A 21,428-nucleotide genomic window follows, 5' to 3' on the forward strand; every position below is an offset into this window, starting at 1 on the left:
AAATTTGCTGACTCAAATCGTAAACACAATGAATGTAGAGCAGTTTTGCAACCTGTTGAAAGATGAATTAAAAGAACAGTCAACGGTGACGCCTGAAACCAATTTCAAAGAACTTGAAAACTACGGTTCGCTTTCTGCGGTTCTTGTCATGCAACTTGTAGAAGACCATTTCGGCGTGAAGATTAATCCGAGAGGTTTCCGAAGCATCACAACCGTAAACGAGTTGGTGGAGGCAATTGGTAGAGAAAAGTTTGACTAAATTTTTTTAAGCAAAATTAATTTTTTTACACAAGGATAAATTTTATTTTCTTGATTGTCAATCTCTAAAGATTGAAATTTTGTAAATCCTATTTTTTCATAATATTCAATAGCAGAAATATTGTTTTCTAAGACATTGATATAAACATACTCATTAGAGATTTTGCTCATTTGCTCATTAATCATTTTTTTTGCAACCCCCATTCCGCGGGACTTTTCATCAACATAGATGTATTCTACAAAATCTTTATTTTCGGAAGTGTTTTTTACATCGGGTAAACTATTTGCATTTTTTACGAAGTTTTCCAGGTGTTTTCTCTCCAACCAAATCGGAAACAATTCGCCCTTACTTTGGTAATAGTTGTGATTGGTGAAAATTAATGAGCAACAACCCACAATTTGGTGATTTATCTCAGCAATAGAATAAGTATTCAAGGAAAGTTCGATATCTAAATTTTCATCGTCATTAAGAAACTGGGTAAGATATCGCCTGGTGGTTTCTGTATCGCAACCAAATAGATTGTTAAAGGTGTTGGAATCAGAGGTTTTTTCAATCTCGATAATAGCGTTTACAATAAAGGGAATGTCTTCTTTTGTGGCGTTTCTTACATTCATGATAACGTTTTTTTCAGGGCATTTCGGTCGGTTTTTCCGGAAGTGTTTTCCGGGAATTTCGCAATTTTGATTATTCTCGACGGGACTGCATAATCAGCCAGGTTTTTCCTGAGGTGGTTCAACAATTCCTGTTCGTCAATTGTTTCGCTGTTGACAAACATCACGAGTTCATCGTTGTCATTTTGGTCTTTGTGAACGACGGCTACACTTACTGCATTATTAAGAATTTGGTTGGCAAAGTATTCGATTTCCCCAAGTTCGATACGAAATCCGTTGATTTTTGCCTGAAAATCAATGCGGTTAAGGTAATAAAAATCCCCATCTTCATCCCGAAAACACCAGTCGCCGGTTTTGTATAGTTTTTTATCTTCAATAATGATAAAGGTTTCTTTTGTTTTTTCGGGGTTTTTCCAATATTCTTTGGTCAGGAACTTTCCGGAGAGCAGCAGTTCTCCTTCTGAATCTTCATTATTCAGGAAGCTCATTTCGCTGTCGGTCATTGATTTGCCGATGCAGATGATCCCATTTCTGTCCTTTAGCGGATTTTCGATTTTGTAGTGGGTGCAGAAAATGGTGTTTTCAGTAGGACCATAAACATTGTAGAGATTCGCATTTGGCACAAAACCTTTCCAGTTTTCAATCTGTTTAGTCAGTAACGCTTCACCGCAGAACAAATTCAGTCGCAAACTGTTGTTCTTGATTTCAGGATCAAGATAAGGAATGATGAGGTTTAAGATGCTTGGAACCATCAATGCAACGGTAATTTCGTTGGCTTCAAGCAGATCGAGAATCTGTAGATATTTGGTTTCCTTTTTATGGAGGGTAACCACGGTAGAACCGTACATCCAGGGAATCAGATAGCTCATTACCGACAGATCAAAAGTAAGCTCAAACATCTGCAAAACCTTGTCTTCCGGCGTCAGTTTTCCGAAAGTGGTTTCAAATGATTTTGTGAAATAGTAAAGGTTTGAAAACGTGATCGGAACTCCTTTCGGATTGCCTGTACTTCCCGAAGTAAAGAGGATGTAAGCGTTTTCAGATAATAAGAAATCCTTTGGTTTCGAGAGTTCCAGGTCAAATATCTGTTTCGAATCCGCGCAGGTTACTCCAAAATCTTCCTCAAAATCTACAGAAGTCAGAATGAGCTTTATTTCTGCCTGCTCGATTGCGCTCAGGTTTTTACTTAAAGGAAAATCTGGATGAATCGGAACATAAGTTCTACCTTCAAACCAAACCGCTAAAATTGAAGCGTACATATAAACATCATCTGTCAGGTAAATCCCAATATTTTTGGACTCGATATCTTTTATTTGATGACGAATATTTTCGGAAAGCTGCAGTATTTCTCTGTAGGAATACGTTTTTCCATCAGTCTTAATGCAGGCATTTTCTCTATTTTTAATAAAAGAAGAGTAAAGTTTTTCGATAAATCCGTTCATTTTTTTTCTAAAATTTTTATGATCTGCCCATAGATTTTTTCATTATCAAACTTTTCCGCTGCGTGCTGATTGTTTGTTTTTACCTGTTTAACGAATTCGTTGTCGATTAGTAAGCGCTCCATTCCCTTTGCGAGTTCCTGCGGATCATAATTGACGATAATTCCGTTTTCGCCGTCGGTCATCATTTCTTTTACCCCACCTGCATTGGTAGCAACAATCGGTTTTTCCAGAATCAGCGCCTCGCCAATCACGAGCGGATAAGCTTCTGATTGAGAGGGAAGCACATAGAAATCGGCTTTTTTAAGGTAAGGATAAGGATTGCTCACCGGGTTTTTGATGATAAAAGAATCCTGAAGATTATATTTTTTAATCAACTGTTGAAGGTTTTCCTTTTCCTGACCATCGCCGAAAACAAAGACTTTATGCTTTAACCCTTTTTCCATCAGGATTTTGTGGGCTTCGATCAGGATGTGGTTTCCCTTTCTCGGAATGAGCCGTCCAAGTGAGATAAATACGGGATATGTGGTTTCGAAATCTACGGGAAATTCGTTTGATTTCTGAAGAATTAATTGGTGTTCGAAGGGGTTGTAAACTACTTCTCCGTTCGGGAATTCTTCACCATAAACTTCTTTAATGATATTTCTTGTTTGTTGCGACACGAAAACCGCGGTGTCCATTTGCTGAAGCTGCCGGATTATTTTCTTCTTTTCTTCCTCGGTTGCTGCAGAATCCCGGATATCGGCGTGGAACCAACCAATTTTCTTTGAATTATTAAAAGGACTTTTCAATAGTGCTTCAAATTCGGTATTGGTAAATGCGATTTCTACATCAGGTTTCGTGCTGATCTTTTTGCTGATCAGTTGGGGAAAGCGGTCAAACATCATCAGTTTCATTCTTCGTAAAACCAACTGGAATTTTTGGAGTAGTGCGTTTCGGGATAATTGTTCCCTGCCTTTTGCTAAAGTAAATACCTTCACATGAGCGGGAATAAGCGGGATCATTTCTCCCTGACTCATATTTAGGAGTAGAGAAATATCAAATTTTTCCGCCGGAATATTCTTCATGATATCGCACATCACTTTCTGTACTCCACCGGTTTCCATGGAGCGAAGGCGAAAGAGGAGTTTTATTTTCTTAGAATCGGACATAATTAATGGCGACGAAACAACAATTTGATTTTTTGCTTCAATCGGTACGGAATCGAATTCTGATACTCGAGCAAGTTGTAAATTTCTTCCGGGTCTGTAAACTCTTTAGGAACTTTTTGCCCATTAACTGCTTTGATATTTCTTCGTTTCAAGGCATCAAATATCACTTTTGCAAAATTGGTTTTGGCTTTGCTCTTAGAAGAATCTTGTGAAATTCCCATTGAATGACGACGGTACAGATACATGTTTTCTTTGATGAAAATAGGATTTCCATGCTCCAAAACTTTTAGGTATAAATCCTGGTCAACTGCCGATTTCAACTCCGGGTTGATGCCTTCGGTTTTGTCGTAAGCACTTTTCCGGAAGGTGAAGAAAGCGTTCATCTGAATCGGGCAGTTGAAAAAGTACTTGTCGTTGTAAACCTGCTTGATTTTTTTGTAGTCACTTACGGGTTTTAAGTCACCGTCACAGAACATAATTTTGGAGTAAGTACCAACGATTTTATCCGAAGTATATTCTGAAAGTGACCGCTCAACAGCATGTGCGGTTACTGCGTCGTCCGGATCGAGGAATCCGCAAAATTCTCCGGTTGCGTGTTCCAGGGTTTTTCTTTTGGTAAAGCCACAACCTTTGTTTACTTCATTCTTTAGCAAAATAAACCTTGGATCGTCTTTGATCAGTTCAGAAATAATTTCTACGGAATTGTCCGTTGAGGCGTCATCCACAATAATCGCTTCCCAGTTTTTGTAGGTTTGCGCGATGATTGAATCGAAACATTCCTTAAAATATTTCCCGTTATTGTAATTGGCAATAAGAAAAGAAAATTTCATCTGTGTCTCCATTGTTTTACAAAGATAGCGGGTTTTTCAGAATAAGTTGGACGGAACAAAAAATTAACTGAAATTTGCCAATTCAGGGATCATCCCAAAAATTGATTAATGAAAAAACTCATCATCAACGCCGACGACTTTGGATTCACTTTGGGAGCAAACCAGGCGATTTTTAAAGCACATACCGAAGGTTATCTTACTCACGCAAGTTTAATGGCGAATACGGAATATTTCGAGGATGCGGTAAGTTTATTGCCACAATGTCACGGGTTGAAAATTGGCGTACACGTCACCTTAACCTGCGGAAAATCGTTGGCAAAGGAAAGTGTTTTGGAAAAGAATGACAATTTGGACTATACTTTTGTACAGTTACTTTTGATGAGAAAATCGGCCTCTGTTCTGAAATCGATTGAAAATGAGGTTGAAGCACAGATTCTGAAAATCAAAGAGCAGGGAATCGAAATCAGCCATATCGACGGTCACGAACATATCCACATCATCCCCTCCATCAACAAAATTGTTCGTCGGCTCGCCAAGAAATACCAGATTGAGAGAGTTCGCGAGATTAATGAAAATTTCTTTGAAAGTTTACGGTTCAACAGAAAAAACACCACGGTTGCCAATATCATCAAGTTATTATTGCTGAAGACACTTTCCCTTTTTAATGAAAAAAGCAGCAGTGTGGGATTTTACTCGATGCTCAACACCTGCAATATCACTGCAGAAAATCTGTTCCCTTTTCTCGACAAAAGCAAGCGGTACAACACTGTGGAAGTGATGCTGCATCCCAGTATTATCGGTGCGGATTCAAACGAATATCTCCAAACTTTGGCGCCGAGATTCAGAACTTTTATTAATGATGAAACTCGGACAGAAGAGTTTGAACTGTGCTTCAATAAAGAATTTGAGAACTACTTAAAACTTGTATAGAAATAATCTTCAAAACGATTGTGCGCCAACAATATTTGGCGGATTTTGAAAAGCATTTCCTATTTTTGCCACAAATAAAACACAGTGGGCGAAATAGCGAGAATTTCAAAGACATTTGTAGGTTACCTGAAAAGACCCGACCTCTATCCTGAACTGGGCAGAAAAATCATTAAGAACATTTTCAACAGAAAAGGTGCTTTTAGGGGAAAAGAAAAAACTAATTCTTGGGCATCGGCAATTGCAGTTTCACAGCAGGAAGCAGTGTCGAAACTTTTTGGCGTCGAGATGAAATCATTTTCAGAACTTTTTCCCAATGAACTTTCAACCGCAAATCAAAAGGAAAAGGAATGTCCGATCAAAATGGGTGGAGCAGGAGCTTTGGAACTGATCTATTATGCCTGCGAATTTACGCAGGCGAAAAATGTAGTTGAAACTGGGGTTGCTTACGGTTGGTCTTCCTTCGCTGCATTGCTTTCTTTAACAAAAAGAAACGGAACGCTTTACAGTTCGGATATGCCCTATTTGGGACAAAACGGTGATCAGTACGTTGGGTATGTTGTACCTGAAAACCTCAAAAAAAATTGGAAACTTTTTCGCCACGCCGATCGGGAATCTTTACCTAAAATTTTCGGTGAAACTCCTGAGTTTGATGTGGTACACTATGATTCCGACAAAGCTTATGAAGGGATGAGTTGGGCGTACTCGCAACTTTACCCAAGATTAAGAAAGGGTGGAGTATTCATCAGCGACGATATCAACGACAATTCGGCGTTCCAGGATTTCTGTGAAAAGAATGGAATTGAGCCAACTGTGGTGGATTTTGAGGGGAAGTTTGTGGGGGTTTTTGTGAAGTAGTTTGAGGTACTTTTGGGGATGAATACAATAGATATGTCAGAATATTTGCAGCCAGTATTCCAATTGCCAAGTAGGCCATAATCCTTTTTACAATATCAGTACTCCGTATCAAAAGTAGAAATAAAAGCAAGAAGAAAACAGCGCTTTTTATCCGGATATTGTGATCTATTGAAATCTGGTAGTAGCTAATCCAAATTCCTATGAGCGAGGTGCTCATGATGACTATTAGAAATAAATCATATTTTCCAATATTTTTTTGTAATCCATGAAGAGTTTTGCCACCTAAAAACAGTATTGCAACTGAAGCAAAATAGTGGATATAATCAGGAATATTAAGTATTTTCTTATGATTAAGGGCATTACGTTGCATTTTTAGCATAATTTCTACGAAAATAAATTTTTCCGAAAGTTAATATTATACAGCCCGCTCCTGATACTCCTGAAATCAGTCGCTAAATATTTCAAAATCATTCCCCATTTTCTTAGGAAAGAAGAGTTGGCAATCTCGAAGCTGCGGTGCATTCGGGTAATGTGGAGCAGTTCGTCTTTTGGCATATTCGGTTCTTTTTCTGCCCAGTTTTTCAGGTGGTTCCACAGAAGAACTCTTGTTGATGCAGGTTTGATCTTTCCCGAATCTACCTGCGAAATCCTGTTGCTTTCGTGTACACCGCGAACTGCGACCGGCTTGTCGAGAATTCCCGGATAAAGATTAGCATAAAAAGCAAGCCGCATCAAAAAATCCGTGTCCTGATGGAGTTTAAGGTCGGTCTTCATCAACGCATCCATTTTTTCTAATGCAGATTTTCTGATGGTTAAACCATCTACGCTGAACAAACCGAAACTTCCGCGCAGTCCGATCAGTCCGGGAAAAACATCTTTTGGTGGATGTGGTTGATAAACAGTTGTCAGTTTTTCCTGATAAATGTGGTAAAACTGTTCCTTTGCTTTTTCGGAATGATAATGAACCCCGATTGCACCGTAAACCCCGTCAACTTCAGGTTTCTTAAAAATCTCCTTTTCTGCATCGAAACGGTTGGGAAGAAAAAAATCATCCGCATCCAGAAAGGCAATGAATTCGCAAGTGGCGTTTCTCATTCCCAAATTCCTGCTTTCACCCGCTCCGTGATTTCCTTTGTCGGGATGCTGTAAAAGTTTGACCCGCAAATCGTGGGTTTTTGCAAGCTTTTCGCAAACCTCCAAAGCATTGTCGGGAGATTTATCCTCTATCAAAATCACTTCAGCGACTTCGTCGAACTGCAAAGCAGATTCCACCGCTTGTGTAACGTATTTTTCGGCATTGTAAACAGGAATGATGACGGAGATTTTCATTGTGTTTTTGTTTTATTCCTCCTTTAAGGATTTCAAATCTTTGAAGGATTGATTTACCGCTTCAAATAAGTAAACCGGTATCTTGTTTTCAAGATTTTCGGTTTTCTTAAAGAGGAAAAAAGTAAGTCCAAATATTTTCCGAAACCCTTTTTCAAAGATAGTTCAAATGATTTTTTCTTTAGAAATATATGTTCACGAAATTCCTTTTTGATGTCCCTGTTCTTTGACCACTCACTAATCGAATTCCAGAGTAGGAATTGACGCTGGTTGTATTTCTCTGAATAGAGTTTGATTTTCGTGATACGGTTATCATCATGGACTCCACGAATTGCGACGGCTTTCTCGATGTTTCCCGACTTTAAATTACAGTGATAAGACAATTTAATGATGAAATCCGAATCCTGATGAACACGAAGATTTTCATTAAATTCTAAATTATTCTTTCTAATGCTCTCCGTTCGCACCGTTAAACCATTAAGGTGAAAAAAAGTTCCGAAATCATTAGTCAAACCAAGCAAACCATAGAAAACCTCTTTTCCTTCCGCATGTTTTTTTACGGTAGTAAGATCGGTGTCCTTGAATTTTTCCTTAAACTCTTCTTTGCCTTTTTCTGAAAGAAACTCTGTTCCAATTGCGTTGAAAACGCCTTCTATTTTTGGATCCTTGAAGAGCTCTTTTTCGGCCTCAAAACGGTTCGGGAGATAATAATCGTCGGCATCCAAAAAGGCGATAAATTCCTGTGTAGCTTTTTCTAAACCTAAATTTCTCGTTGCTCCCGCTCCGTGATTTCCTTTGTCTGGATGTTGGAAGAGTTTTACTTTGGGATATTCCGTTGCCAATGTCTTGCAGAGTTCCAGAGAATGATCGGTAGAACAATCCTCGATAAGGAGTATTTCCTGAACTTCTTCAATTTGAACCACGGATTCCACTGCTTTTCTTAGAAAAGCTGCTGCATTGTAAACAGGGATGATTACGGATATTTTCATAGTTCAATCCTTGGAGTAGCGACGAAGTTATTTTGATTTGGAGTTCTCTGCCCAAAGTCCTAACTGAAGCAGGTTCCAGTGTTTTTTGTCTTTGTTTAATGACTGTTGTGCCGCCTCGAAATCGATGAAGTTAAAAACTTCGGATGTTTTGTCTTTCAACAGGTCGTCGGATAATTTCATCATACTTTCTTCCTCAAACCATTTTTCTACGGAAGATCCGAATCCCTGTTTGTGGCGTTTTCTGATGGTTTCCGTCCAGTAGTTTTGCATGGCTTCACGAAGAATGATTTTATCGTTGGCTGAATCAAGTTTCAGATTTTCAGGAAGTTGGATGCAGAATTCCGCGAAATCTTTATCTAAAAATGGAGTTCTCACTTCCAGCGAATTCGCCATCGCCATGCGGTCGGATTTCACGAGCATGTTTCCGGGAACATATTTTTCGAGATCGGTTCGCATAATATCGTTCAGCGAATGTGGGTTTGCTGTGAAGCTATATTCCTGATGATATTTGGAGTGGATTCCCAGCTCTGAAATTTCCTTAGAATTAAAAAAGTTTCTGACTCTGTTCTGGTGGAAATCCAAAATATTCTGGTGGGCAATATTTTCCTTTGTTAGATAAGAAGTCTGCCGAAATTTCCCGAATTGCTTTAACCCAAACTTAACCAGGGCATTATTGTAGCTAAAATGGTTTTTTAGCTGATTTTCAACAGTGTAAAAGTGATAGCCGCCGAAAAGTTCGTCTCCAACATCTCCTGCCAAAACAACTTTCAGATGTCTTGCTGCCGCTTCGCAGATTTTGTATTGCGGAACGTAGCTCATATCTGCGAACGGCTCGTCAAAATAGGGCGAAATCTTCAAAAGTTCACTTGCGATATCTCCACGGTTTTCATGGATTTCGATATGGTTGGTTTGGTATTTCTGGGCAATTTCTTCTGCAAATTTCAATTCGCTGTGTTCTCCCGAATACCCGAAACTGATGGTGGTTTGTTTGGGCTTGAACTCGTTCACCATTGCGACAATCGTGGAAGAATCCAATCCGCCGCTCAGGAAACTTCCGACTTCCACATCTGCAACCAACTGTTTTTCAACTGCCTTTTTTAACAACGAAGTAAATTCCTCCTTCGCTTCGGAAAGTGAAACCTGAATATCGTTTTTCGGGATCGAGTAATATCTTTCTACTTCAATTTTCCCATTGAAATACGTGAGCAAATGAGCGGGAGGAAGTGTGAAAATGTTGGAATAAATACTTTGATTAGCACTCACATAACCGTATTGTAGGAAATGGTAAAGCGCCTCGTTATTGATTTTCGGTTCCACCAAACCGGTCGCCAAAATTGCTTTAATCTCGGATGCAAAAATAAATTCACCGTTTTTTCCGGTAGCGTAGAAAAAGGGTTTTTCGCCAAAGCGGTCTCTTCCACAGAAGAGTTGCTGTTTTTCCTCGTCCCAAATTGCGAAAGCAAACATTCCCGGAAGTTCGTTCAGCAACGCTTTTCCGTTTTTCTGATACATGGCGAGAATGACTTCGGTGTCGGAAGTCCCGTGATATGGATAATCTGAGTACTTTTTCTTTAGTTCCTGATAACCGTATATTTCACCATTCAGAACAGTACATTCATTTTTGGTGTTCGAGAACATCGGCTGTTTTCCGGTTTCGGACAGGTCGATTATCGAAAGCCGGCGATGACCGAGCGCGACATTCTCATAAAATTCATGATGCCCCGAATCCGGACCGCGGTGAATTATGGCGTCGGTCATCTTCTGAAGCTGCTCAGCATATCTTTTTGCGTTGGGTGTTATGATTCCTGCGATTCCGCACATTATTTTTTATTTTTTCTGAAAATGCTCCGGTAAATATAAGGTAAATCTACCCGCTTTTACTTTTGTATAATTTTCAGGACGTTTTACAAATTTCATTGGATTTAAATCGCTGATGGAGAATGGGTATTCATCATTTTCGATGTATATATAGTCGTCCGGCGTTTTGCCCTGTTTTTCCATCATAAATTTAATATAATCTTTTAATGTAAAATAATAGGGAACCGGTGCTTTAGCGTTCAGGATATAGAGATATCCGGTCAGATTATTTTTGGAATAAACCACATTTTCCTGGTTTTGAAGGTAAGGACGTAAGTCTTCAATATCTTTTTTGCGTTTGGCGTCCAGATAAAGAATGTTGCCGTTTATTTCAACTGGCACGGTTTGTTCTGTATATACAAAATCTTTCCAGCCCTTCTCATGAATGAACTGCGGATAAACAATTACGCCCCACAGAAATGATGCGAGATAGATAAGGTATAATCTTAAAGAATAAATCTTGAGCAATATAGTATTGAGCGCCAGAAAAAAGTAAATCTGATACATACCTCCCCGAATATGAAAATAAAATCCAGAACCGAACGCAAGACCAAAAGGAACAAGCCACAGCACAGCGACTAAAGTTTTTTCTTCCAATAACACTGGTTCCAAAAAGAAACGGTACAATAAAAGACCAAGAAAAAAATACAGCATATAAAGATTACTGAAAAAGAACGACAGGACAATTAATAGACCACCAAAAATCAGTATTATCTTATCGAGCATCTCTTTTTTTCGCAGTACATTTTTATGATAATAAGTAATAAAAACTGCTAAAGGAACAAAAACAAAACCAATCACCTGTGCAAACCAGAAGGCATAAAACCTTATGGGATGTTGCTTACGGTGGAAATGTTTATATATTTTGATGTATTCTAACTGGCTGATGTAGGAACTGATACTCTGGATAAAGGTAAAATAAAACGTTATACCTAAAACCAGACCGCCAAAAAAGAAATATATCGCGGATCTCTGTTTTTTCCAGTAGTTAATCAGGATGAACAAAACGACAGGACCAATGGCAAGTGCATGCGGGATTCCGTCGAAAAAGATTAATGCCAGAAATAATCCAGAAATCAGCAGCAAGAAATGTTTTTTATACATCCCAAACAAAATAAGACAGGAGAGTCCCAGATTCATGAGAAGGATATTTCCATGATATTGATTGAGAACGATTATTGTACCGTGCCAACTGAGAAAATTGATGCAGACACCCAGAAAACCAAACAGAACGGGATGAATCCGAAGCCGGAAATACTTGGCCGCCAAAAAAAATAGTAACCACGATGATAGGTTCACCAAAGCAAAGGTGATTATCCTAAAATGATAAATATTATCTGTATAAAAAATCTGGAAAATCCTGAAGTAATTGGTGGCATCAATCGTAATCATGTCCCTGAAATCCCGAAAGTGCATCAGGTAATAGGCCTCATCATTCATTACCAACCCCTTATCGAAGTTGGAATAATTGAACCAGCCCATGAACAGCGCACAGACGATAAACAGAATTCCCGTAATATTCCAGTATAACTTTTTTTCCATCCTTTATTTTTTTTGGCAGAGAATACTGAACCCTGAAGCCACATTTTTGCTCATTGGGTGATGCTGAAGAATCAAATCGATGAATTTCAGTGGAAACGTAAGCACCATAAAGAAAAGATACAGCACTGTATGCAGCGGCTTAATTCCGAAAGAAAAAAGCAACGCCAACCATTCCTGAAGATTCCATAACATTCCTGAAGTTGGTCCGATTGGTTTTAATCTCAAGATTTCAAATTCGCGGAACTGGTGTTTCATACCTTCATAAGTAAACCGCTGAAAATCGTAAGGCGATGCGTGAAACGGCTGCATAAAGGGAATAAAGCAATAGATTTTACCACCAGGTTTTAATATTCGGTGAATTTCTGCAATTACTTTTTGCGGATTTGGAACGTGCTCTAGAACTGCAATATTGATAATATAGTCCACAGAATTGTCTTTAAAAGGGATGTTCTCGATGTCGCAAATTATATCGACGTTTTCATACGGAAGCAGATCCACATTCAGTAAATCATCACCAAAATCAGAATTTCCGCTGCCTAAATTTAGTGCGACAAGATTTTTACCCTTGATTTCGTTCTTAATGATTTTCCGAGCATCAAAAAAAGGTTGGGGAAAAACAGGGCTGATTAATTCAATTAAAAAGTTATATAAACCACTGAATTTCTTTATTTTATATTTAATCTTGTCCAAAAAATCCGTAACAACTTCTTCCTGAACAGGAATGAAAATGTATTTGTCGTTCTTTACTTCAAATGGGTCTTTAAAAAGAGAGGTGGAAATATTTTTCATTAAAATGTGTTTAGAAATTCGATGATTTTGCGCTGTTCTTCTTCCTGAAGTTCATAATAGAAAGGCAACCTCAACAAACAGTCTTCAAAATGATCGGAATTTTTCAGAATTCTGCCATCATGTTTCTCATTATAAAAATCACTTTTATGGAGAGAGAGATAATGAAATACTGCCAAAATATCATTTTCTTTTAGTTTCTTAATCATTCTCATGCGGTCTTCAAGATTTTTGAAAACCAGATAAAACATGTGCGCATTGTTGGTCGCGAAATCCGGAATTTTTGGTAAAGAAAAATTGGGATTGTCCTTTAAGCCCTCATAATATCGATCCCAAATCGATTTTCTTTTATTCTGGATGTCTTCCAAATTTTCCAGCTGCGCCCAAAGAAAAGCAGAAATGATTTCACTTGGTAAAAAAGAAGAACCTGTATCTACCCATCCGTATTTGTTCACTTCGCCGCGGAAAAAAGAAGACCTGTTAGTTCCCTTTTCCCAGATAATTTCGGCACGGTCAATAAATTTCTCGTTGTTAATGGCCAACATTCCGCCTTCACCAGAAATAATATTTTTTGTTTCGTGGAAAGAGAATGCTGCCAAATCACCGATGCTTCCAAGTGCTTTTTTTTCACCGTTTGAAAAAGTATAGAAACTGTCGATTGCCTGTGCAGCATCTTCGATGACGATAAGGTTATATTTCTTCGCAATTTCCAAGATTTTTTCCATATCGCATGAAACTCCTGCGTAATGTACCACCACAATTGCTTTGGTTTTAGTGGTAATTAATTCTTCAATCTTATTGGCATCGATATTTGGATTATCGCTGTACGAGTCTGCAAAAACAATCTTTGCTCCTTGTCTCACAAACGCCAAAGCGGTGGAAACAAAGGTGTAACTTGGGATAATGACTTCATCATCTTTTTCAATACCTGCAAGAATTGCAGCCATTTCTAAAGCGTCGGTGCAGGACGTTGTGAGCAGGGCTTTTTTGAAACCGTACTGTTCTTCAAAAAACTGCTGGCATTTCTGGGTGAAAACGCCATTGCCGGAAATTTTTCCGGTGGCTACGGCCTCTTCTATATATTTGGTTTCTTTGCCGGTTAAATAAGGCTTATTGAATGGCGTCATTTTTTCCAAAAGTGTTTTATGATGAGTTCTTCCTTTATTTTGTAGCCCATTTTTTCATAAAAATTACAGGCTTGTAAATTTTGTTTTTGGGTAGGAATTTCCATTGTTTTCATAACGTTTTGATAGCAAAAATCTTCTGCAAAAATCAATATTTTTTTTCCGTATCCTTTTCCCTGAAAAGCCGGATTTGTTGCGATAAGTCCTATTTTGCCAATGAGTTCTGCCTTTTGCACTGTAACAAAAGCGACAGGAGTATTTCCTGCTTCAATGTAAAAAGTTTTAATAGCGAATTTTTTGTTTAGACTGTTAGCAACCCATTCGTCATACAGTTTCTTAAACTTTTCGACACCAAAATTCTGATCCAGTAGGAAGCGACTATTTTTTCCACTTTCATAGGACAATGTTTTGAAAAAATCAGAATTTCTTTGTTCCTGATCAGTATCTTTTATTTCAAGATCATTGTTCTGATTTATAGGACTTAGCGTTTTTTCAAAAATTACTTTAGTTTCCTCAAATGTTTTTTCAAAGCCGGGTATTTCTACATCAAAACTTTTGTTTTGTTTAGATACAATAAGATCAAAATCAAGATTTTCAATTGCAATATTTGAGTCTAAAAAAAAAACTTCACCAATATTCTTTTCAAAAAAATCGGAGTCCCAATTCAGTTTTTTAATTTTCATGTGATTCATCTATAATAAATACCGGACGGTTTTTTGTCTGATTGAATGTTTTTCCAAGGTAAATACCGACTACACCTATACAACTGATAATCACCCCCGAAAGAAACCATATGGAAAGAATAAGCGAACTGAAACCGGGTTCAGTAATTTTGCCCATAAAATACCAAATAACAAAAAAGACTGCAACAAAAAGTGCCAGAGCTGAAATGGTGAGTCCAAACCCAACAAAGATTTTCAGAGGTTTGTCAGAGAACGAAATAATGACATTAAACGCCAGTGAAAGCAATTTTGAAAAACTGTAAGATGAGGTTCCTTCTTCCCGGTTAGCATGTTCAATTGGGATTGCAGTAGATTTGAATCCAACCCAATTGACAAAAAGCGGAAAAAACTTAATATTGTCATTAACTGATAAAACTGATTGAATAACTTTTTTATTGTAAATTCCAAAGTTGGCAATCTCCTTATTAATTTCGATTCCGGCGAGGTAATTAAATGCTTTATAAAAAAGTTGGGAACCCATTTTTTTTGAAAATGAATCTTTGCGCTGCTCTCTTCGTGCTAAGACAACATCAAAACCTTGCTTCGCTTTCTCATACAATTTTTCGATTTCTTTCGGCTGATCCTGCATATCGCAATCCATGACTACGATCCAGTCGCCTTTGGCTTTGGAAAGTCCTGCCATAATTGTGGGGTGTTGCCCGAAGTTGCGGCTTAACCGAAAAATTTTTAGGTTTTGATTTTCAGCAGCAAGATTTTGCATCACTTCCCAGGAATTATCGGGACTACGGTCGTCAACTAAAATAATTTCGTAGGATTCACCGATTTTGGCCATTACTTTTTCAATTTCTGAAACCAAAATGGGTAGTATTTTTTCGGCGCGGTAAACGGGACTTACGATGCTGATCATTTGTGTTTTTTCCTTTGTAAATATACTGATTTTTATGAACGAATATTCAATGTTATTCAGCTGTATTATGAACAGTACCCTCTTCGAGGTCATAGTTAAATCACGTTCTACTTAAATGCCACCGGAAGAAAGATCAGATACCCTTGTGCAACAACAATGCTTATCGCTGCGAGTAAAACACAGTTGGCCAACAATTGAAAGGGAAGATGATTATAAATTTTCTCTAAGTGCATAATAACGATACCTGGTTTTCAGCAGTTTGGGATTAAGTATTGATGAAATTACAAAATAAGTGTATTTTTTAAGACCGGTCAAAGCAGCAATTTTGGAGGAGAGCATTTTAAGCTTGAAAAGTTCTAGGGCTTCGGAAGGCATTTCTCTGATAGATTTTGCCCATTCATACAGTGAGCGGTAAAGCAGATGCTGGTTGCTGAAAAACTTTCGCGAAAAATTCTGCACACTGGAGAACGTGTTTTCTTCATGACCGGTGCGGATGGCTACCGCCCTTTCGATAAAGCCGCTTTTCAGGTGGCAGTGCCATGACAGTTTTACAATAAAGTCTTTGTCTTCGTGCATCCGCAGGTTTTCATTCAAGCGGAGTTTTGTTTTTTCCAGGGCACTTCGGCGCAAAGTAGTGGCAATCAGTGAAAAAAAAGTTCCGAAATCAGGCTTCAGTTGGGTGAGTCCATAAAAAACTTCTTTCCCTTCGGCAGGGTGGTACACGGTGGTCAGTCCGGTATCATTAATCACCTCGAGGTATTTTTTTTTACCTGCTTCCGTTACGAATTCAACTCCGATCGCACCAAAAACCCCATCCACTTTAGGGTTCTTGAAAAGTTCTCTTTCTGCATCGAACCGGTTGGGCAGCCAATAGTCATCGGCGTCCAGAAAAGCGATAAAATCCTGTGTGGCATAATCCATGCCGATGTTCCGAGTTGCAGAAACACCGCGGTTTTCGTTGTCGGGATGTGTCAGTACCTTTACTTCCGGAAATTGGTGTTCAAGATTCCGGCATATTGTGAGCGAACCATCTTTAGAGCCGTCATCAATCAGCAGTATTTCTTTTACCTCGGGGAACTGCCGAACCGAATCCACCGCTTTTTCGATGAAACCAGCAGCGTTATAAATGGGGATGATGGCGGTGATGGTCATTTAATAATCTTATTGAGAATAAGGTATGTCTTTGGTAATGCTATTATCTTTTTATAATATCCTAGATGCAAATACACTTTAAAAAGGCTGAACCCTAAAGGAATATTATTGTGATAGCGGTAATAAATCTGATGATCAACTAACTTTTTTAGTGATTCTATTGTAAGATTTTTATAATGATTTTTTATAAGGTACTTTTCAAAAGCAATTTTTGCTTCTTTCTTTATTACAAGGTTATCTTTTCGGCCAGAGATATTTTCATTGCTTACTCTAACATATACTTTCGCTTCATTTATGAAATAAATTGGTTTACATTCACTAAATTCAAAAACCGCAACATCGTCTGCAGCCCATGCTAACGGAAAATCTTTAAATCGTATTTTTTGTATTTGAGATTTTCGAAAGATATGTTCCGACAGACTGGAGCGTTCGCCTTTAACTATTTTGTAGCCAAGATGTTCTGCTGGATCAATGAGTTTCGGATAATTTGTAAACTCATTCAAGGTTTTTCCAGCTTCATCAATCCAACATTGTGAAAATTTTATCACATTGTATTGTTTCGCCTCAATTTCAGAAAGATGGTTATAGAATTCCTGAACAAAATTAATGGACAGAACATCATCATCGCCCAAAATTAATATCCATTCCTCATCCTTTGTTTCGGAAATCACACGTTCCCATTGTGAAACTAGGCTTCTCCTACCCAAATTTTCAGAATACTCAATGTATTTATGGTTAATAGTTCTCAGATTTTCTTCAATGAGCGGTAATGGATCATCAGGACTTGCATCATTACCAATATAAGCTTTGAAATCTTTACAAGTTTGATTTTCCAGCGAGGTAAGAGTGTCTTTGAAAAAATCTATTTTATAATATGGGATTACAATGGCAAGCATTTATTTTTTTCTTAGGATCAGAATGGTATAGCCACTATCAATTGTTGAGATGTTAAGGTTTTTAGCTTCTGTAATCCCTTGATGTAACACGCTCTTTGACTTTACAAATTTCTTTACCCCTAATTTCCTAAATAATCTATTTTTAAAACTATAAGTTGGATATTGTCCTAAAACAATTCCATCTTGTATATATGAATTCTCGAGAATGAAGTTTGTCTCAAGTAATTTTATAAAATCGTAATACGACCATTCAATTTCGTGAAAAGGATTATGTGAGGGTTTTATAATTGTTTGTTTGCGGAGTGGAGTAGATATTATAAGAACACCATTAGAAGCAAGATTGTCGTTTAGATTATGCAAAAATGATTGATAATCAGGAACGTGTTCGATTGTTTCAAAACTAATAATTGTTTCAAACTGGTTACTATTCTTATATTTACATGCATCACCATGAATTCGGGTTACCTTAGGATGATGGTGTCTATAATTGCCATAACGTATAGCATTTTGATCTAAATCCACTCCAACAACTTCATCGGCATTTCCTTTATAAGCAAGCAGATAAGAGCCAAATCCACTTCCACAGGCGATATCAAGAACCCGTTTATTGTTTACATATTGTAATGCAAAATTATATCTTTCAAGATGCTCTTGTTCATATTTGTTTTGTAAAAACCCTTTTACCCATCGCTCGGCTTCACCCCTAATTAATAAATCACTTAAAGTTTTAAGTTCGTATTGTGTGCAAAATAATTCTTCTTCTGTATTGTTAATCATAATAATCCCATTTTTGGTTTATTAAAAAATATCCTTGTGAATAATCAAGAGCTTCATTTTTATACGAATCAATAATTCTTAGCTTAAGACCTTTGTCATAGTAATCAAATCGCTCCAAATTCGTTCCTACAAACACCTCAACAATATAATCTCCTGCTTTTAGAGGAAATTTTTCTATCGTACACTTAATAATATTCTCTCCGGGTTTTATTTGAAACGATACTCCCTGATGTTTAGAAAATGGAGTGATAAGCCTATTGTTATATGTGTCATTGATGCCAATCCCAATAATTACATTATCTTGATTTTTAGTAGAATTAATTGTGAGTTCTAGAATTGCATCTTCTCCTGAAATAATATTTGTATTCGGATTACTCACGGAATAAGCTTTTAATTTTTTCAAAAATATTGTTTGTGAATCATTAGGTGTTACCTCTTCCGATGTTACCAAATCTTCACTATATAAGTTTATTATTTTACTAATATCCCCTTGCGCAATCATTTTTCCCTGGCTAAAAAAAATACCAGAGCTACATAGTTTTCCAATGCTTGCCATATTATGACTCACAAACAGCACAGTCCTGCCTTCTCCTTTGCTTACATCGCCCATTTTCCCCAAACATTTTTTCTGAAACTCTGCATCACCCACTGCCAATACCTCATCAACAATTAATATTTCAGACTCCAAATGTGCTGCAACCGCAAAAGCCAAACGCACATACATTCCGGAAGAATAACGCTTTACTGGCGTGTCGATATATCTTTCCACTCCGGAGAAATCTACAATCTCGTCGAACTTGCGGGTGATTTCTTTTCGGGTCATTCCCAGGATTGCGCCGTTCAGGTAAATATTTTCTCGCCCCGTCATTTCGGGGTGGAAACCTGTTCCCACTTCCAGCAAAGAGGCGATTCTACCGTTCGTGTAAATTTTTCCGGTGGTGGGTTTGGTTACTTTACTTAAAAGCTTGAGCAGCGTAGATTTACCCGCTCCGTTTCTGCCGATAATTCCTACCGCATCTCCCTGTTCGATTTCGAAATTGATGTCTCTCAATGACCATACATAATCACTTTTACCTTTCGTAGCACGGTCATTCGCTTCCCCAATTTTCAGATAGGGATCTTCTTTACCACGGATCTGTGCCCACAAGCGGTTCAGGTCATGCGAAAGCGTTCCTGTTCCGACCTGTCCGAGACGGTATTGTTTGGATATATTTTCAGCTTTTAAAGCGAGCATTTTATATTAGTTCAAATTTGTTCAAAAATAGTTCGCGCTGGTTGCAATTGATGCAGGTGGTTGCAATGGTTGCAATTTACAAATTAATGTTCCGAGTTTTGTCATTCCGAGCGCAGCGAAGGAATCTTTTTTCGCCGCGTAGCAGAAAAGCCAATCCACCACTTGTCACTACCACTGAACCACTCGTCCATTGAACCACTTTATTAAACCGTATCCATAAACCCTTTCTCCACTTTATTAAAAACCACGGTTCCAATGGCTAAAAGCAGAAAAATAATTCCCGAACTTACGAGTAGCATTGATGGCGAGAAGTCTCCCGATCCCATCCATCCGTATTTAAAGCATTCAAAAATCCCGGTCAGCGGATTATAGAACGCAAGCTTTTTCCAGATTCCCGAAAGTGCAGAAAGCGGGTAAATAACCGGTGTCGCATACATGAACAAACTTACACCAAATCCCAACAACATCTGCAAATCTCGGTATTTAGTGGTGAGTGCCGAGAAAATCATTCCGACTCCCATTGCAAACGCAGCCATTAAAATAACTAAAAAAGGTGTTGCGAGCAGCCAGACATTTGGTTGAATGGCGCCTTTGAATAAATAAAAAGCCCAAGCCAAAAGAAAAAGCAGAAACTGAACCCCGAAACGCATCAGGTTTGATACGACAATGGTAATCGGCATCACTAACCGCGGGAAATATACTTTTCCGAAAATTCCGGCATTGGCGGTGAAAACGCTGGAAGCACTCGTTAATGAAGTCGAAAAGTAATTCCACAAAGTAACTCCGGAAAGATAGAACAGGATCTGTGGCAAACCGTCGGTAGAAAGTCCTGCAATCTTACCAAATACCACAACGAAAACAATGGTCGTAAGAATCGGGTTGATAAAGAACCAAACTGGTCCTAGAATAGTCTGCTTAAAACTGGAAACAAAATCCCTCATCACAAACATGTACACCAAATCGCGATAGCGCCATACTTCCCGAAGCTTCAGATCGAAAAGAGAATGGTTTGACTCAATGGTTTCTGTCCATTGCTGTTCAGGTTCGTTCATTTGTGTGAAAATAAATTTTTAGCAAAAATAAGGTAAATTACTGAAATTTTGTGAATTCCGACTTGCTCAAAAACAGTGCTGTAAGAAATATCGGCACATACAATCTCACTTCATATAAAATACCTGAATAGAGGCACATTAAAATATACGGCGCAGCAAGCAAATGGAAAATCAGAATATTTCGGAGTGCGGTTTTGTCTTTAGACAATATCAAAGTGAAAATGAAAAAAACCACCCAAAACAGCAAGCCAAGAATGTTTTTTGGCTGGGAGAAATTCAGTACCACAAGATTTCCGTCGTTCGTAGTGAAACTTTCATTGAAAAAGCGCATTCCGAGATAAACAGCCAGAAATACGGCTCCCAAAATTGCAACTGGAATAAAAGTTTTCTTTCCCAAACCAAATTTTCCGTACAGTAAAGTTGCGGCCAATGAAAGTGAAAGTGCGGAAGACTCCCTGTTCAGCGTAGAAACGAATAGTACGGCAACCAACAAAATCAAGATAGCGGCTGAACCTTCGTTGAGATACATCAGAAAAATCCAAAAAAACAGCAACACAAAGAAATAGCTGGAAACATCATATGGAACAATCACAAACTGTGAAATCGCGATCACAAAAACGGCTGCCCAAATCATCAGTATTTTTTCAGATTCAGTAGCGATGAAGTTTTTGCTTTCCGTGATCAGAACCATTACAAATGAACTTAAGACCAGAAAAAAAGTGTTCAGAATAAAAAAAGCGAGAAACATTTTCGGCTCTGATTCTTGGTCAAAAAACTTGAGTTTAAAAATTTGATAATCAAAATTTAAACCCGAAAGTAAATTGTAAATCCAAACCAAAAAATATCCACTCAAAATCCGGTACTGATAAATCCCCGAATGAAACTGCTCCTGAAAATTCTCATAATTTAGAATCGTCGATGAGTAAATATTCCCAAACGAAAAATATACAAAACTATTGACCACAAAAGCCAAAAGTGCTGCAAAAATCAGTTTGGAAAAAAGGTTTAGTTTCAATGTGTTGACTAAA

General features: G+C 38.0%; 21 protein-coding genes. 3 read left to right on the forward strand and 18 right to left on the reverse strand.

Annotation, left to right across the window (positions count from 1 at the left end; translation table 11 throughout):
- Positions 1–28 precede the first annotated feature (28 nt).
- Positions 29–259 carry an acyl carrier protein gene (locus MTP09_RS01575; RefSeq protein ID WP_243550012.1) on the forward strand — a complete coding sequence of 77 codons (231 nt, stop codon included), beginning with the start codon at positions 29–31 and terminating at the stop codon, positions 257–259.
- Here the strand turns inward: MTP09_RS01575 and MTP09_RS01580 are convergent.
- The 4 genes from MTP09_RS01580 to MTP09_RS01595 are packed head-to-tail and all read right to left on the reverse strand — an operon-like array spanning position 256 to position 4,290.
- Entirely contained in the window at positions 256–873 is a 618-nt protein-coding gene (locus MTP09_RS01580; RefSeq protein WP_243550014.1) for a GNAT family N-acetyltransferase, read from the reverse strand. The genes MTP09_RS01575 and MTP09_RS01580 overlap by 4 nt on opposite strands.
- Positions 870–2,312, reverse strand: coding sequence for an AMP-binding protein (locus tag MTP09_RS01585; RefSeq protein ID WP_243550015.1), 1,443 nt, complete (start codon positions 2,310–2,312; stop codon positions 870–872). Before MTP09_RS01585 ends, MTP09_RS01580 begins: the two co-directional genes overlap by 4 nt.
- Entirely contained in the window at positions 2,309–3,460 is a 1,152-nt protein-coding gene (locus tag MTP09_RS01590; protein ID WP_243550017.1) for a glycosyltransferase, read from the reverse strand. The genes MTP09_RS01585 and MTP09_RS01590 overlap by 4 nt, the downstream gene beginning before the upstream one ends.
- A gap of 2 nt (positions 3,461–3,462) precedes the next feature.
- Positions 3,463–4,290, reverse strand: coding sequence for a glycosyltransferase family 2 protein (locus MTP09_RS01595; RefSeq protein ID WP_243550019.1), 828 nt, complete (start codon positions 4,288–4,290; stop codon positions 3,463–3,465).
- Positions 4,291–4,398: 108 nt separating this feature from the next.
- Here MTP09_RS01595 and MTP09_RS01600 point away from each other — a divergent pair, with 108 nt between their 5' ends.
- Both MTP09_RS01600 and MTP09_RS01605 read left to right on the forward strand, forming a co-directional pair.
- Positions 4,399–5,220, forward strand: coding sequence for a carbohydrate deacetylase (locus tag MTP09_RS01600; RefSeq protein ID WP_243550021.1), 822 nt, complete (start codon positions 4,399–4,401; stop codon positions 5,218–5,220).
- Between the two features lie 84 nt (positions 5,221–5,304).
- Positions 5,305–6,075: a class I SAM-dependent methyltransferase gene (locus MTP09_RS01605; RefSeq protein WP_243550023.1), complete on the forward strand. Its 771-nt coding sequence runs from the start codon at positions 5,305–5,307 to the stop codon at positions 6,073–6,075.
- A 384-nt stretch (positions 6,076–6,459) separates the two neighbouring features.
- On the opposite strand, the gene MTP09_RS01610 is transcribed toward MTP09_RS01605, so the two are convergent.
- The 14 genes from MTP09_RS01610 to MTP09_RS01675 all read right to left on the reverse strand — a co-directional run bounded on the left by MTP09_RS01610 (position 6,460) and on the right by MTP09_RS01675 (position 21,415).
- Positions 6,460–7,404: a glycosyltransferase family 2 protein gene (locus MTP09_RS01610; protein WP_243550025.1), complete on the reverse strand. Its 945-nt coding sequence runs from the start codon at positions 7,402–7,404 to the stop codon at positions 6,460–6,462.
- A 53-nt stretch (positions 7,405–7,457) separates the two neighbouring features.
- Positions 7,458–8,390, reverse strand: coding sequence for a glycosyltransferase family 2 protein (locus MTP09_RS01615; RefSeq protein ID WP_243550026.1), 933 nt, complete (start codon positions 8,388–8,390; stop codon positions 7,458–7,460).
- 27 nt (positions 8,391–8,417) lie between these two features.
- A complete protein-coding gene (gene asnB / locus MTP09_RS01620) occupies positions 8,418–10,211 on the reverse strand; it encodes an asparagine synthase (glutamine-hydrolyzing) (RefSeq protein ID WP_243550028.1) in 1,794 nt (597 codons plus the stop codon).
- Positions 10,212–10,217: 6 nt separating this feature from the next.
- Positions 10,218–11,789 carry a hypothetical protein gene (locus tag MTP09_RS01625; RefSeq protein ID WP_243550030.1) on the reverse strand — a complete coding sequence of 524 codons (1,572 nt, stop codon included), beginning with the start codon at positions 11,787–11,789 and terminating at the stop codon, positions 10,218–10,220.
- A gap of 3 nt (positions 11,790–11,792) precedes the next feature.
- Complete coding sequence (locus MTP09_RS01630; RefSeq protein WP_243550031.1) at positions 11,793–12,578, reverse strand: class I SAM-dependent methyltransferase; 786 nt, start codon at positions 12,576–12,578, stop codon at positions 11,793–11,795.
- Positions 12,578–13,702, reverse strand: coding sequence for a dTDP-4-amino-4,6-dideoxygalactose transaminase (gene rffA / locus MTP09_RS01635; RefSeq protein WP_243550033.1), 1,125 nt, complete (start codon positions 13,700–13,702; stop codon positions 12,578–12,580). The genes MTP09_RS01630 and rffA overlap by 1 nt, the downstream gene beginning before the upstream one ends.
- Entirely contained in the window at positions 13,699–14,382 is a 684-nt protein-coding gene (locus MTP09_RS01640) for a GNAT family N-acetyltransferase (RefSeq protein ID WP_243550035.1), read from the reverse strand. The genes rffA and MTP09_RS01640 overlap by 4 nt, the downstream gene beginning before the upstream one ends.
- Positions 14,372–15,289 (reverse strand): glycosyltransferase family 2 protein, encoded by a 918-nt coding sequence (locus MTP09_RS01645; RefSeq protein WP_243550037.1) that lies wholly within the window; start codon positions 15,287–15,289, stop codon positions 14,372–14,374. The genes MTP09_RS01640 and MTP09_RS01645 overlap by 11 nt, the downstream gene beginning before the upstream one ends.
- Positions 15,290–15,499: 210 nt before the next feature.
- Positions 15,500–16,441, reverse strand: coding sequence for a glycosyltransferase family 2 protein (locus MTP09_RS01650; RefSeq protein ID WP_243550038.1), 942 nt, complete (start codon positions 16,439–16,441; stop codon positions 15,500–15,502).
- The gene (locus MTP09_RS01655; protein WP_243550041.1) at positions 16,438–17,337 is read right to left on the reverse strand and encodes a glycosyltransferase family 2 protein; all 900 of its coding nucleotides are present in this window, start codon (positions 17,335–17,337) and stop codon (positions 16,438–16,440) included. The genes MTP09_RS01650 and MTP09_RS01655 overlap by 4 nt, the downstream gene beginning before the upstream one ends.
- The gene (locus MTP09_RS01660; RefSeq protein WP_243550043.1) at positions 17,338–18,114 is read right to left on the reverse strand and encodes a class I SAM-dependent methyltransferase; all 777 of its coding nucleotides are present in this window, start codon (positions 18,112–18,114) and stop codon (positions 17,338–17,340) included.
- Positions 18,107–19,348 carry an ABC transporter ATP-binding protein gene (locus MTP09_RS01665; protein WP_243550045.1) on the reverse strand — a complete coding sequence of 414 codons (1,242 nt, stop codon included), beginning with the start codon at positions 19,346–19,348 and terminating at the stop codon, positions 18,107–18,109. The genes MTP09_RS01660 and MTP09_RS01665 overlap by 8 nt, the downstream gene beginning before the upstream one ends.
- 203 nt (positions 19,349–19,551) lie before the next feature.
- Positions 19,552–20,400: an ABC transporter permease gene (locus MTP09_RS01670; RefSeq protein WP_243550046.1), complete on the reverse strand. Its 849-nt coding sequence runs from the start codon at positions 20,398–20,400 to the stop codon at positions 19,552–19,554.
- Between the two features lie 37 nt (positions 20,401–20,437).
- Positions 20,438–21,415 (reverse strand): hypothetical protein, encoded by a 978-nt coding sequence (locus MTP09_RS01675; protein ID WP_243550048.1) that lies wholly within the window; start codon positions 21,413–21,415, stop codon positions 20,438–20,440.
- Between the last annotated feature and the right edge of the window lie 13 nt (positions 21,416–21,428).

The sequence above is a fragment of the Chryseobacterium suipulveris genome, from assembly GCF_022811685.1.
Taxonomy (GTDB): Bacteria; Bacteroidota; Bacteroidia; order Flavobacteriales; family Weeksellaceae; genus Kaistella; species Kaistella suipulveris.